The sequence below is a fragment of the Brevundimonas sp. GW821-FHT10A07 genome, from assembly GCF_059415785.1.
In genome coordinates this window covers 1-12,806 of record NZ_JBWKNX010000021.1, presented here as the reverse complement: position 1 = coordinate 12,806, position 12,806 = coordinate 1, and the positions used below count along the sequence as shown (strand labels likewise).

Here is a 12,806-nt window from a genome sequence, read left to right as displayed (position 1 = left end):
TTGACAACTATTCGACGCTTTCGACGGCGACGCCGCGCGATTTCAGGATCGACTGGACGCTGTCGTCGCCGGTCAGGTGGGCGGCGCCCACAGCGATGAAGGCGGTGCCGGAGCCCTGAAGCTGGGTCTGGATCTGGTCGGCCCAGTCGGTGTTCCGGTCGACCAGCAGCGCCTTGTACAGTTCCGGGGCGTCGGTCTTCATCTCCTCGACGACGATCTTGTCCAGGGCTTTAACGTCGCCCTTGGCCCAGGCCTCGACCATGGAATCGAGCCGGACCACCGCCTGATCATAGTCCTTCAACGTCTCGCGCAGGAGCTCCAGCTGGACGTCGTCAGGCAGGGTGGCCAGCATGCCGATCTGTTCCTCGATCGTTTCCAGACCATGCACGGGCTTGCCCGCCGCGATGGCGCGCGCCTTCAAGGCCTGCTCGACGCCGGACTGGGGATCATAGCCGGCCTTCAGCAGGGGGGCGACCGACAGTGTCAGACCGACCAGCCAGGGCTTCATCGGCTCCATCTGTGCGGCGGTGAGACCGATGGTCTGGGCGGCGACGTCCAGCTGGGCCACTTCCTCGGCCGTCAGACGGCTGGACAGCGGGGTCTGGGGCGACATGCCGTATTGCTGCACCAGGGGGATGACGGCCGCCTGGTCGTCGGGATTGCTGATTTCGAACCAGATGTCCGAGGCGCTTTCGAAGGCGGCCTGGACGCGTGGGCTGTTCCAGCCGGTGGTCGGGCGCAGCACATGGACCGTGCCGAACAGATACAGGGTCGAGTCCGCATCCTTGACCACCCACAGGGCCGGTCCCTGGCCCTGAATGGCGGGCGCCGCGGCGGCGGCTGGAGCCGGGGCGGCCTGGGTCTGGGGCTGGGCCAGGGCCTGGGCCGGAGCGCCGGCGATGGCGAAGACCAGGGCCAGGCCGGCGGCGACGCCGACGACGCCCTGGGTGAGGGTGGAAACGGAAGACTTGAGGCGTTTGGAAAGGGTCATGGTTGTTTCCTCGGTTGAAAAGATGTGGAAATGTTGGGGTTTAGGCGAGCCCACGACGGGCGGACACGACGGCGGAGACGAACAGGTAGAGGGTCATCAGGACGGCGTAGGCGTCCCAGGCGGTGAGCGGCGGCAGCAGGCTGAGCCGCTCGGCTGCCGCCCACAGGAACAGCAGCCCCTGTCCCAGGAAGAAGGTCGCGGTGGCGGCCTCCAGGGTGGTGCGGCGCAGCAGTTCATCGACGCCGCGCCACATCCTGATGTTCAGCACCGTATGAAGGGCGAACAGCAGAATGATCAGGCCCATCGCCAGGCCGCCGGCCAGTCCCGCCAGAGCGAAGGCCAGGGGCAGCAGCAGGATGAAGCCGGAGAAGCCAAGGACCGCCGCCTGGAAGCGGGCCTGACCGACCTCCTCGGGCGAGGCGGGTTCTTCCAGATGATACATCCGGGCCAGACGACGCGGGTCCAGACTGATGACCATGACCGCACCGGCGCCGATAATCAGGGCGATGCCGGTCAAGGCCGCCAGGGCGTCTGACCATCGCAGGTTCAGGCCGTCCAGGGCGTCCGGCCCAATCAGCTGGGGCAGGACCGTTCGGCCGAAGACATAGCCGACGGCCCCCATGACCGCGCCGAAGCCGAAGCCGACCAGCAGACGACGCGGCAGGCGAGCGTTTTTGGGGGATGAAGCGGTCATCCGTTGTTCTCCTCTTCCGAGAAAATGGACTCGATCGGTTGATCGAAGATGCGGGCGATCTTGAAGGCCAGCGGCAGGGACGGGTCGTAGCGACCGGTCTCCAGCGCATTGACGGTCTGTCGCGAGACGCCCAGCAGTTCGGCGAGATGGGCCTGAGACCAGTCGCGTTCGGCCCGCAGCACCTTGAGACGGTTGTTCATGGTTCAGCCCTCACCGGCGCGCCAGCCACCACCAGCCCCAGACCACGGCGTAACCGATCAGCATCAGCGCCATCATGCCCAGGGCGCCGGTCGCGGCGTAGGCGGCGGGGTCGGTCCGACCGTCGAAGGGAGAAGCGATCACAAACCGCTCAGCCGGCGGCGCGGTGGCCAGGATGACGAAGACGCCGCCCACGGCCAAGCCGATGGACCCGCCGTAATACCAGGCCGCCTTGTGCGCCTCGCGCGCGGCCTCGTCGATGCGAACCATCCAGGCGAAACCGAGCCAGAGCGCCAAGGCCATCATCAGCACCGCCATGACGCCGATGACCGCCAGCAAGGCTGTGTCCTCCTCGACCAAGCCGCGGTTTGAGGCGAAGACGAAGACGACCGCCGAGATGACAACGATCACCATGACCGCCAGCACGCCGGCCAGCGACAGGGCGATGAGTTTCCAGAGGCCTTTGGCCATGACAATGCTCCTTGTCCTTATGACAAGGATGCTTGTCTCACGAGGCTTGGCGCGCTGTCAAGCACCCTTGTCAAAGAGACAAGCTCAGTTGTCTGTCGGCGCCGTCAACTCCGGCCGGGTGATGGTGCGCGGCTGGGTTTCGACCTGAGCAAGCGCAGGAATTTCCTTGCCCTCGTGATCCACCTGCAGATCCTCGAAACGGCGGGCCGAGACCATGACCTGGCTCTCCAGCGAGCCGACGAACTGGTTGTACTTGCCGACCGCCTGATCCAGCGCCCGCCCCACCGCCGAGGCGTGGCCGCCCATGACCGACAGCCGTTTGTAGAGTTCGCGCCCCAGGGCGGCGACCTTGTCGGCGTTGGCCGCCTGTTCCTCGGCCCGCCAGCCGTAGGCGACGGCCTTGCACAGGGCGAACAGGGTCGAAGGGGTGGCGATCACGACCCGCGACTCCATCGCGTCGGACAACAGGTCCGGCGCATGGTCCAGGGCGGAGGCCAGGAAGCTGTCGCCCGGCACGAACAGAACGACGAAATCGGGGCTTGGCTTGAACTGGTCCTGATAGGCCTTGGACGACAGCTGGCGCACATGGGTCTTCAGGCTGGCGGCGATGCGCAGGCCGACCGAACGGGCGCGCGCCTCCTCGTCGCCCTCCTCGTCGTCAAAGGCCAGGGGGACCTTGGCGTCGATCACGAACAGACCGCCGCCGGGCAGCCGCACCAGGAAGTCGGGGCGGTTCTGCCGCCCCTCGTCATCGGCGCTGGAGGTCTGTTCGGTGAAGTCGAACCGGCCGGCCATGCCGGCGGCCTCCAGCACGTTGCGGCAGGTCTGTTCGCCCCAGCGACCGCGCCGGCCGGTGTTGCCGCGCAGGGCCTCGGTCAGTTTGCGGGCCTCGTCCCGCGTCGCCGACGAGGCGGCCATCAACTGGGTCAGCTGTTCCTTGAGACCGCCAGTCTCCTCGGCCCGGGTCTTTTCCAGCGCCGCCACATGTTCCTGAAACTTCGTCAGGGTGTCGGCCACCGGCTTCAGCTGGGCCGCCATCCGCTCGCGCGCCAGCTGGTCCTGGGCGCGGAAGGTCTCGGTCGCGCGACTGACCATCTGGTCCGCCACCACCTGGGCCGACTGGGCCGCCTGGGCCTTCAGCAGTTCGCCCATGGTGACCCGGCTCTCCTCGACCAGATCAATGCGCGCCAGGGCCGCCGACAGCGCCCCCTGTGCTTTTTGCCACCCCATGAAGGCCCACAGGAAACCGCCCCCCAAGGCGGCGGCGAGGACGGCGAGGATCAGCGCGAGCATGTTCATGCTCCGTTCCTAGCGGGAGTCGCCTTCCCGGAAAAGCCGCCAGCGGCGTCTTTACGCCGGCCTTCGCGCCCGCATGGCTTGAACAATGGTGCCGTCGTCCAGCCAGTCCAGCTCGCCGCCCACCGGCACGCCGCGCGCCAGGGAGGTGACCTGGACGTCGGAGCTCGAGATGCGTTCGGCGACATAATGGGCGGTGGTCTGGCCGTCGACGGTGGCGGGCAGGGCCAGGACGACCTCGCGCACCGCGCCGCCCCCCTCGTTCTGGTGTCTGACCCGGCCGACCAGTTCGGCGATGCGCAGATGTTCGGGGCCGACCCCGTCGAGGGCCGACAGCAGGCCGCCCAGCACATGATATTTGCCGCGGAAGGCGCCGGACCGCTCCATGGCCCACAGGGCGCCGGCCTCCTCGACCACGCAGATCAGGCCGTTGTCGCGCGATCCGTCCGAACAGATGGCGCAGGGGTCGCGCGTGTCGGGCGCGCCGCAGACCGAGCAGGACACCACCTTCTCGGCCGTCTCGGCCAGCGACGCCGCCAGCGGCACAAGCAATTGCTCGCGCCGCTTCAGCAGGGCCAGGGCCGCGCGCCGGGCCGAGCGCGGGCCGAGCCCTGGCAGTTTGGCGAGAAGGGAGATGAGCCGCTCGATCTCCGGCCCGGCGGAAGCGGCCATCAGAACAGTTTCGGCATTCCGGGAATATTCATCCCGGCCATCGGGCCTGCGGCCTCGCGCATCAGGGCGTTGTTGACCTCGTCCAGCTTGCGCTTGGCGTCGGCGTGGGCCGCCACGATCAGGTCCGCCAGGATCTCGCCCTCGCCGGACGACAGCAGGCTGTCGTCGATCTTGATCGCGGTGATCTCGCCGGCGCCCTTCAGGGCCACGGTCACAAGGCCGCCGCCCGAGGAGCCCTCGGCGGAGGTTTCGGCCATCTTCGCCTGGGCGTCCTGCAGCTTTTGCTGCATCGCCTGGGCCTGCTGCATCAGTTGGGTAAGGTCTTTCATGCCCCCTAGATAAGACGAAGCCGGCCGGTGCGACAGGGGTGTTTCGCCCGGATGACGTGCGTCCCCTTGGAAACGATGGATTGCCTGATTTGCACTTGAAACAGTTGCTGAAGCGACTAAATCAGCACCTGCACTTGTTGCTTTTCATGATCAGGACGCCTTCCCATGGCCTATGATGCCGCCACCCAACGCGACGCCCCGCTGTCGGACGCCGCCCTGTCGCAACTCTTCACCGAGGCGCGCACCCGCAACGCCTGGAGCGACCGCCCGGTCGCGCCGGAACTGCTGCACAAACTGTACGACCTGACCAAGTTCGGCCCCACGGCCGTCAACGCCAGCCCCGCCCGGTTCGTCTTCGTCACCTCGCCCGAGGCCAAGGCGCGCCTGATCCCGCTGATGAGCGAGGGCAATCGCGCCAAGACGCAGCAGGCGCCGGTGAACCTGATCATCGCCCAGGACATCGACTTCCACGAGCATCTGGACGCCCTGTTCCCGCACGCGCCGGGGGCCAAGGCCTGGTTCGCCGATGAGGCCGGACGTCGCGAGAGCGCCTTCCGCAACGCCTCGCTTCAGGGCGGATATCTGACCATCGCCGCCCGGGCCCTGGGCCTGGACGTCGGCCCCATGTCCGGCTTCGACGCCGCCGCCGTGAAGGCGGAATTCTTCCCCGACAGCAATGTCGAGCCGAACTACATCCTCAACCTCGGCTACGGCACGGAAGAGAACCTTTTCCCGCGCTCGCCGCGCCTGTCGTTCGAGCAGGCGGCGAAGATTCTCTGACCACCCGCGATCAGGGCCCAAAAAGACGACGGGGCGGCCTGCAAAGGCCGCCCCGCTTCAATTCCGACCATGCGAGGTCGATCTCAGGTGTTCGGCGGCGCTGCGCTGGTCGCAGCGGGCGGAGCCGCCGGGGTCTGCTGTGTCGTGGGGGCAGCGCCGACAGCCGGGGTTTCGCCGGTCGCCTCGGTCGCAGGCGCGCCCTCGGCAGGCGCCGCTTCTCCTTCGGCCGGGGCCGTCGCGCCGGGCTGACGGGCCGGATCGGGCGCCGGAATGGCGAAGCCGCCCGAGCCCTGGTTCCGCAGCCAGGCGATCAGATTGATCCGCGTCTGCGTATCGCGAATGCCGGCGAAGGACATCTTGGTGCCCGGCACATAGCGAGCCGGAGCGGTGATGAAGCTGTTCAGTTCGTCATAGCCCCAGGTCGGCGCCTCGGCCTTGTGCTTGGCCATGGCGTCCGAATAGGCGAAGCCCGCCCGGTGCATGACCGGGCCGCCGACCACGCCAAACAGGTTCGGGCCGATGCCGTCGGCCCCGCCCTGCGCCGCATTGTGGCAGGCCTGGCAGCGCGCGAACGCGGCCTCGCCGGCGGCCAGATCGGCGGCCGGCAGGACCGTGCCCCAATCCGGCGGCAGCTCGGCCTGTTCAGCGCCGGCGGCCTCATCGGGCGCATCGACGAAATACCCCATCTTTTCCGGCGGCGCGGAATGATAGATCAGGCCCGACGCCTGTTGCACGACCAGGATGACGAACGCCGTCCCCAGGGCCGCACCGAATATCTTGTTCCATTTCAGATCGCCGCTCATGCGCGTCGTCTCATCCCGTCCCTAAGGTTTCCCACCTCCGCCGTCTTACGCAGCGAAGCCTTCCTTGCCTGATCAGGTCTTACACGGTAGCGCGGGGTTCGCAACCGGCGCGAACGCTCCAACAGCGGCGGCTGATCCAGGCAGGCTCCGAGTAGACTCATGAATCCGTTGATATTGATACCCGCTCGCATGGCGGCGACCCGTCTGCCGAACAAGCCTCTGGCCGATATCGGCGGCAAACCCATGATCGTGCGGGCCTATCAGCAGGCCGAGGCCTCGGGCCTGCCGGTCGCGGTCGCCGCGGGCGATCCCGAGATCGTCGCAGCTATCGAGGCCATCGGCGGCCGCGCCATTCTAACCGATCCCGACCTGCCCTCGGGCTCGGACCGCATCCGCGCCGCCGTCGACGCCATCGACCCGGAAGGCGATTTCGACGCCGTGATCAACGTCCAGGGCGACATGCCCTTCGCCGACCCGGGCCTGGCCACGGCCTGCGCCGCCATTCTGCACGGCGAGCCGAGCTGCGACATCGCCACCCTGGTCGCAATCGAGGCCGATCTGTCGGACCGGACCAATCCCGACGTGGTCAAGGCGATCCTGGCCCTGGGCGAGAACGAGCGCCAGGGCCGCGCCCTCTATTTCACCCGCTCGACCCTGTATGGCGACGCCCCCATCTGGCGTCACATCGGCGTCTACGGCTATCGCCGCGCAGCCCTGAACCGCTTCTGCGCCGCGCCCCCGTCGCCGCTGGAGAAGCGCGAGAAGCTGGAACAGCTGCGGGCGCTGGAGATGGGCATGCAGATCTGGGCCGCCGTCATCGACGAAGCCCCCCTGTCCGTCGACAATCCGGCGGACCTGGAGGCGGCGCGAGCGCTGGCCTGACGAATCTCCCTCCCCTGATCGCTGCGCGATCGCCCCCCATGAAGGGGAGGGAGATCAGGCCTCCTCCGCCCAGGCCTTGATCAGGCTGTGAGCGATGGCGAAGGGCGGCGGGGCCTGGATGGTCGGATGCTCGCCGGCGATCACCGCCCGCGCCTCGGCCCGCGTCAGCCAGGCCACCGATTCCAGCTCGGTCTGATCCGGCCGGGCCTGGTCGTCCGACACCTCGGCGATCAGGCCGATCATCAGTTGCGACGGGAAGGGCCAGGGCTGGCTGGAGTGGTAGGCCGTGGCGACCACGGTCAGGCCGGCCTCCTCCTTCACCTCGCGGGCGCAGGCCTCCTCGATGGATTCGCCGGGCTCCAGGAAGCCGGCCAGGGCCGACATCCGCCCGACAGGCCAGGCCGCCTGGCGGCCCAGCAGACAGATCGGCTCAGGCCCGCCCTTGTAGACCGGCAGCATGATGGTGACCGGGTCCACGCGCGGGAAATGTTCGGTCCCGCAGGCCGGGCAACGTCGTTTCCACCCGCCCGATGTCGTCTCGCTCAGCGTGCCGCAGTTGGCGCAGAAACCATGTTTGCGCCGCCAGTCGAACAGGCTCTTGGCCCCGCCCGCCATGGCCGCGTCCTGCGCCGGCAGCATGGCCGCCGCGCCGCGCATCTCGTGGAAGGCGCCCAATCCCCTCACCGGCCCTTCGGCCGGATCGATCGAGCCTTCGAACTCGATGGCGAACACCGGCGCCCCGGCCCACAGACCCAGGAAGACATCGCGGTCCGGAACCATGTCGCGCGCGTGTTTCAGCGACAGCCAGGCCAGGCGCGGCCCCCCGGCCGTCTCCTCGACCAGCGGCCGCCCCTCCCACAGCACCATCGACTGGGCTTCGGGATTGGCCTCCTGCTCGGCCAGCCATTCGGAATCGTTGCGCAGGTCGCCGGCCCGATCCAGGGGATTGCCGGCGAAGATGTTCTGATGAGCCATGCGGCCTTGTAACCCTTGATTCCGTTCGCCGCACCCGTCATATCCCCTCTCGGAGATCGCGCGGGCGAAGGCTTCGCCAACCTGGTCAGGGCCGGAAGGCAGCAGCCACAACGAATTCCCCTTCGGGTCGCGCGGTCTCTACTTCATTCTTTTTTGCGCTATCGCGTCACGACGCGGCGGCTCGCTACCCGAGCGCTATTGCGCCTCGTCTCCGTAGCTAGCTGTGACCAGCTCTGTTGAGGCAATGCGATTGTAGAAAAGCACAACTTCTGCGAACGTCGCCTTATGAAACCCGTATGGCTTCTGGGACTGTTGTCGTTGTGCGCATGCGGATCGGCGCCCGCAGAACAGCGCCAGCAGTTGACCGAGTTCAAGCCGTACCGAACGATGGGATGTTACGAGAACGCCCTTCAGACAAACGGCGCCCAGATCGATATCAACCCCGACGGCACAGTCGAGATTTCGACATGGACGGGACAACAGGCGTCACAAACGCCTTCGAATGAGATCGGTCGCCGCCTCTACGAGTTCGGGCTCGACCTTAAAAATCCGATCTACGTCGAGCCGGAAGCGTCCAATAGGTACATGGACGTCGTTGGAATCGTTAAAGACTTGAAAGGGCGAGGATACAGGCACGTCCGACTGGTGGACCTGCCTGCGTGATCACGCGCTCACGCTGCGTTTTCGATCCGGGATATTCCGGCTTTTTCGGTGAACGCCCGCTTCGCTGCAGACCTGACCCGCTGTAAGACTTCGCCCATGACGGACAGCGACACGAATCTCGACGGCCCGCCCTGGGAAGAGGACGAGGTCCTCGCGCGCGACGAAAACACCGACGACATGTTCGGTGCGCCCGCCTCCACGCCCGAGCCCGTCGCACCGCCCCCAGCCGTGACCGCCCCCGCGCCCCCCTCCGACCAGGCCCACGCCGGCGTCGAGGCCCATGCCGACGACGGGTCCGCCTATCAGGTGCTGGCGCGCAAATACCGGCCGCGCACCTTCGAGGACCTGATCGGGCAGGAGGCGATGGTCCGCACCCTGACCAACGCCTTCTCGACCGGCCGGATCGCCCACGCCTTCATGCTGACCGGGGTCCGCGGCGTCGGCAAGACGACCACCGCCCGTCTGCTGGCCCGCGCCCTGAACAACGAGACGGAGACCATCGACCGGCCGTCCCTGACCCTGACCGCCCACGGCCGGCACGACGCCGCCATCATGGCCGGCCAGCATATGGACGTGATGGAGATGGACGCCGCCTCCCACACCGGCGTCAACGACATCCGCGACATCCTGGAGAGCGTCCGGTATGCGCCGGTCGAGGCCCGCTACAAGGTCTATGTGCTGGATGAGGTCCACATGCTGTCGACGCAGGCGTTCAACGCCCTGCTGAAGACGCTGGAGGAGCCGCCGCCCCACGCCAAATTCATCTTCGCCACCACCGAGATCCGCAAGGTGCCGGTGACGATCCTAAGCCGCTGCCAGAGATTCGACCTGCGTCGGGTCGAGCCCGAGATCCTGATCGGCCACCTGGGCCGGATCGCCGAGCGCGAAGGCATGAAGATCGAACAGGACGCCCTGGCCCTGATCTCGCGCGCGGCCGAAGGCTCGGTGCGCGACGGCCTGTCCCTGCTGGACCAGGCCCTGGTCCAGGCCGAGCGCGGCGAGATGGTCAAGACCGAGACGGTCCGCGACATGCTGGGCCTGGCCGACCGCAGCCAGACCATCGCCCTGTTCGAATCCGTCATGGCCGGCCGCACGCCCGAGGCCCTGGAGAATTTCCGCACCCTGTACGGCTTCGGCGCCGATCCGGTGCAGGTGACCAACGACCTCCTGGAACACTGCCACGCCGCCTCGGTGGCCAAGATGCTGGGTCCGAACGCGACCCGACTGCCCAATGACCAGGCGCAGAAGCTGGCCGCTCTGGGCGCCGCCATTCCGGCCGCAACCCTGTCGCGCACCTGGCAGATGCTGCTGAAGGCGCTGGACGAGGTGCGCCGCGCGCCCAATCCGGCCGATGCGGTCGAGATGGCCATTGTCCGCCTGGCCTACGCCGCCGACCTGCCGGGACCCGAGGAGGCGCTGAAACGACTTCAGTCCGGCGAACCGTTCGGCGGCGGTTCCGCGCCACGTGGCGGCGGCGGGGGCGGCGGAGGCGGAGGGACATCGGCCCAGCTGGCCGCGCGTCCGGTCATGGCCCCGGCCCTGCCCGACCCGCAGACCTTCGAGCAGGTGGTCGCCCTGATCGGCGAGAAACGCGAAGTCGGTCTGCAGATGGACGTCGAGCGGTTCGTCAAGCCGGTCTCGTTCAAGCCCGGCGCCATCGTCTATGAAAGCGTCGAGGGCGCGCCGGTCGAACTGGCGCGGCGCCTGGCCGGGCGGCTGCGGGAATGGACCGGCCGCACCTGGCTGATCGCCGCCAACGGCCAGGGCGGCGGCGAGACCCTGATCGAGCGTCAGAAGAAGGAGCGGGCCGCCGAGCGCGAGAAGGTCGAGGCCGACCCCTTCATCAAGGCGGTGCTTCTGGCCTTCCCCGGCGCCAAGCTGGGCGAGATCAAGACCATCGCCCCCGCCGTCGTCACGCCGGAAATCCCCGACGCGCCCGAGGACGACGACGAGGACTGACGGCCTATCCCTCGAGCGAGACCACAGGCCCTGCTTCCACCGGGGTCGTTCGACGTCCGCCACGGCGGCGCTTCAGCCAGGACCGGATCCGCGACTGGATCCGGTCGTCGATCGCGAAATGGAAGGCGAAGGCGAAGGCGACCGCCGCCAGCACGCCGCCGCCCCAGAGCGCCCACTGCACGGGCGCCGACAGGGCGAAGCGGGCCGCAGCCGCATTGACCACCCCGAACCAGGCGATGCGGACGATCTCATTCGAGATGAACATCGAGAAGGAGACCATGGCGGCGGTCTCCACCCATTTCGACGGACGACGCACCGGCACGGCGCCGGCGGCCAGAATGATCAGTGAGATCATCGCCAGGGAGATCAGGGCGTTCTTGCCGAAGGCCTGAGCGAGCGCCAGGCCGAGGAAGGCGGCGACGCCGACCCAGCCGGCCAGACGGGGGTCGATCCAGATCTTCTGGGCGAACCAGGCCAGGCTCATGCCCAGAAAGAACAGCGGCAGGGCGCGCATGAAGCCGTAGCCCATCGGCATCTGATAGACCGGATAGCCCAGCAGGCTCCAGCACAGCTGGTTGGCGGTCAGATAGGCGGCGACGCCCAGGGCCAGCGCGCCCCAGGGCCCAAGGCGCGTCAACCCGCGCAGGATCCAGGGAAAGCACAGATAGCAGCCGATCAGGGCCGAGATCGACCAGGTCGGGGCGTTCCAGCCCAGGCCGCCGGGCACGCCATAGGACTGCAACAGCAGCAACTGGGCCGGCAGCTGGTCCCAGCGGAACCATTCCGGATTGCGCGGCGCCGCCCCCGCCGCCGCACCGAGCAACACCAGGGCGACCAGCGACAGCCCCATGATCAGATGAGCGGGGACCACGCGAAGGACCCGCTTCAGCACGAAGTCGCCCGCCGACATCCGGCCCTGGCCCACTGCGGCCCCATAGACCCGCATCAGCACATAGCCGGAATCGATCAGGAAGAAGTTGGTCAGCAGGAAGCCGCCACGCGAGAACACCGGATGCACGGCCTCGGCCAGAGGAACCGGCCCGGCTCCCTGGAAGTGATGCAGGATGATCAGGAAGGCCACAATGAAACGCAGCGCGTCCAGCCAGCCGCCACGGGCGATCGGGGTTGTCTCGTTTCGGGTCGAAATCAGGCTCCAGGGCACGGCGAACGCCTCCTATGACCCCGATCTCGCAAGAGCCGGGCCGTAGAGGGACCTCTAGCCGCGCACGAGGCGCAGGAACTCCTCGCGGGTGCGGGGATCGTCGCGGACCACGCCGATCAGGTGGCTGGTCGACAGACTGGCGCCGGGGGCGTTGACGCCGCGCAAGGTCATGCAGCTGTGCTCGGCCTCGATGACCACGCCCACGCCCTGGGGCTTCAGGACGGTCTGGATGGCCTCGGCGATCTCGGCCGTCATCTTCTCCTGGATCTGCAGGCGTCGGGCGAAGCCGCGCACCACGCGCGCCAGTTTGGAAATGCCGACCACGCGGTCGGTCGGCAGATAGGCGACATGGGCCTTGCCCACGACCGGCAGCATATGGTGCTCGCAGAAGCTGACGAACCGGATGTCCTTCAGCACGACCAGCTGGTCGTAACCGCCCGTCTCCTCGAAGGTCTTCTCCAGATAGGACAGGGGGTCGACCTCGTAGCCCGAAAACAGCTCGCGATAGCTGCGCGCCACCCGCGCCGGGGTTTCCAGCAAGCCCTCGCGGTCGGGATCGTCGCCCGCCCATTCGATCAGGGTGCGGACGGCGGCCTCGGCGTCGGCCTGGGTCAGTCGGGAGGCGGTCGGGGGCGCATCAGTCATTGCGGGCCTATTAGCGAAGCAGAGCCGAGAAAGAAAATCCTTCTTCCCGTCCATTACGCTGCGGCGACCGATTTGGACCCCCGGGGACCTGGAAACGTGGTCTGAGTATCCGAGCCGCCTGACCGGCCGGCGGCCGTCAGGCCGCGCGATCGACGTCGGGGAAGGACGCCAGAGAGACGGTGTCGGTGCTGGACAGCAGTCGAGGCAGGTCGATCAGGACGACGAAGCCGTCCTCGCGCCGCACCACGCCCGAGATATAGTCCGAGCGCCACTTGATCCCGATGTC

Annotated in this window: 15 protein-coding genes and 1 other RNA gene; 5 read left to right on the top strand and 11 right to left on the bottom strand. The window is 67.7% G+C overall.

Annotated elements, in window-relative coordinates:
- Positions 1-7: 7 nt before the first annotated feature.
- The 7 genes from AC07NC_RS15305 to AC07NC_RS15275 all read right to left on the bottom strand — a co-directional run bounded on the left by AC07NC_RS15305 (position 8) and on the right by AC07NC_RS15275 (position 4,651).
- Complete coding sequence (locus AC07NC_RS15305; RefSeq protein ID WP_494570037.1) at positions 8-991, bottom strand: TraB/GumN family protein; 984 nt, start codon at positions 989-991, stop codon at positions 8-10.
- A 40-nt stretch (positions 992-1,031) separates the two neighbouring features.
- Complete coding sequence (locus AC07NC_RS15300; protein WP_494570036.1) at positions 1,032-1,685, bottom strand: hypothetical protein; 654 nt, start codon at positions 1,683-1,685, stop codon at positions 1,032-1,034.
- Positions 1,682-1,885, bottom strand: coding sequence for a helix-turn-helix transcriptional regulator (locus AC07NC_RS15295; protein WP_008259774.1), 204 nt, complete (start codon positions 1,883-1,885; stop codon positions 1,682-1,684). The genes AC07NC_RS15300 and AC07NC_RS15295 overlap by 4 nt, the downstream gene beginning before the upstream one ends.
- A gap of 10 nt (positions 1,886-1,895) precedes the next feature.
- Entirely contained in the window at positions 1,896-2,354 is a 459-nt protein-coding gene (locus AC07NC_RS15290) for a hypothetical protein (RefSeq protein WP_494570035.1), read from the bottom strand.
- Positions 2,355-2,438: 84 nt separating this feature from the next.
- Positions 2,439-3,653, bottom strand: a complete 1,215-nt coding sequence (locus AC07NC_RS15285; RefSeq protein WP_494570034.1) for a DNA recombination protein RmuC — start codon at positions 3,651-3,653, stop codon at positions 2,439-2,441.
- Positions 3,654-3,704: 51 nt separating this feature from the next.
- Positions 3,705-4,322, bottom strand: a complete 618-nt coding sequence (recR, locus tag AC07NC_RS15280; RefSeq protein WP_494570033.1) for a recombination mediator RecR — start codon at positions 4,320-4,322, stop codon at positions 3,705-3,707.
- Positions 4,322-4,651: a YbaB/EbfC family nucleoid-associated protein gene (locus AC07NC_RS15275; protein ID WP_494570032.1), complete on the bottom strand. Its 330-nt coding sequence runs from the start codon at positions 4,649-4,651 to the stop codon at positions 4,322-4,324. Before AC07NC_RS15275 ends, recR begins: the two co-directional genes overlap by 1 nt.
- Positions 4,652-4,816: 165 nt before the next feature.
- Here AC07NC_RS15275 and AC07NC_RS15270 point away from each other — a divergent pair, with 165 nt between their 5' ends.
- Positions 4,817-5,431, top strand: coding sequence for a malonic semialdehyde reductase (locus AC07NC_RS15270; protein WP_494570031.1), 615 nt, complete (start codon positions 4,817-4,819; stop codon positions 5,429-5,431).
- 83 nt (positions 5,432-5,514) lie between these two features.
- Here AC07NC_RS15270 and AC07NC_RS15265 read toward each other — a convergent pair whose 3' ends face one another.
- Positions 5,515-6,234, bottom strand: a complete 720-nt coding sequence (locus AC07NC_RS15265; protein ID WP_008260941.1) for a c-type cytochrome — start codon at positions 6,232-6,234, stop codon at positions 5,515-5,517.
- Between the two features lie 159 nt (positions 6,235-6,393).
- Here AC07NC_RS15265 and AC07NC_RS15260 point away from each other — a divergent pair, with 159 nt between their 5' ends.
- The gene (locus AC07NC_RS15260) at positions 6,394-7,116 is read left to right on the top strand and encodes a 3-deoxy-manno-octulosonate cytidylyltransferase (RefSeq protein WP_083793394.1); all 723 of its coding nucleotides are present in this window, start codon (positions 6,394-6,396) and stop codon (positions 7,114-7,116) included.
- Positions 7,117-7,170: 54 nt separating this feature from the next.
- Here AC07NC_RS15260 and nudC read toward each other — a convergent pair whose 3' ends face one another.
- The gene (nudC, locus tag AC07NC_RS15255; RefSeq protein WP_494570030.1) at positions 7,171-8,091 is read right to left on the bottom strand and encodes an NAD(+) diphosphatase; all 921 of its coding nucleotides are present in this window, start codon (positions 8,089-8,091) and stop codon (positions 7,171-7,173) included.
- 49 nt (positions 8,092-8,140) lie between these two features.
- On the opposite strand from nudC, the gene ffs reads away from it, so the two are divergent.
- The 3 genes from ffs (at position 8,141) to AC07NC_RS15240 (ending at position 10,713) form a co-directional block, all read left to right on the top strand.
- Positions 8,141-8,236: signal recognition particle sRNA small type (gene ffs / locus AC07NC_RS15250), an RNA gene on the top strand.
- Between the two features lie 215 nt (positions 8,237-8,451).
- A complete protein-coding gene (locus tag AC07NC_RS15245) occupies positions 8,452-8,754 on the top strand; it encodes a hypothetical protein (RefSeq protein ID WP_494570029.1) in 303 nt (100 codons plus the stop codon).
- 96 nt (positions 8,755-8,850) lie between these two features.
- Entirely contained in the window at positions 8,851-10,713 is a 1,863-nt protein-coding gene (locus AC07NC_RS15240; RefSeq protein WP_494570028.1) for a DNA polymerase III subunit gamma/tau, read from the top strand.
- 4 nt (positions 10,714-10,717) lie between these two features.
- On the opposite strand, the gene AC07NC_RS15235 is transcribed toward AC07NC_RS15240, so the two are convergent.
- Positions 10,718-11,875 (bottom strand): acyltransferase family protein, encoded by a 1,158-nt coding sequence (locus AC07NC_RS15235; protein ID WP_494570027.1) that lies wholly within the window; start codon positions 11,873-11,875, stop codon positions 10,718-10,720.
- Positions 11,876-11,929: 54 nt separating this feature from the next.
- Positions 11,930-12,520 carry a GTP cyclohydrolase I FolE gene (gene folE / locus AC07NC_RS15230; protein ID WP_008264053.1) on the bottom strand — a complete coding sequence of 197 codons (591 nt, stop codon included), beginning with the start codon at positions 12,518-12,520 and terminating at the stop codon, positions 11,930-11,932.
- Positions 12,521-12,806: the final 286 nt, after the last annotated feature.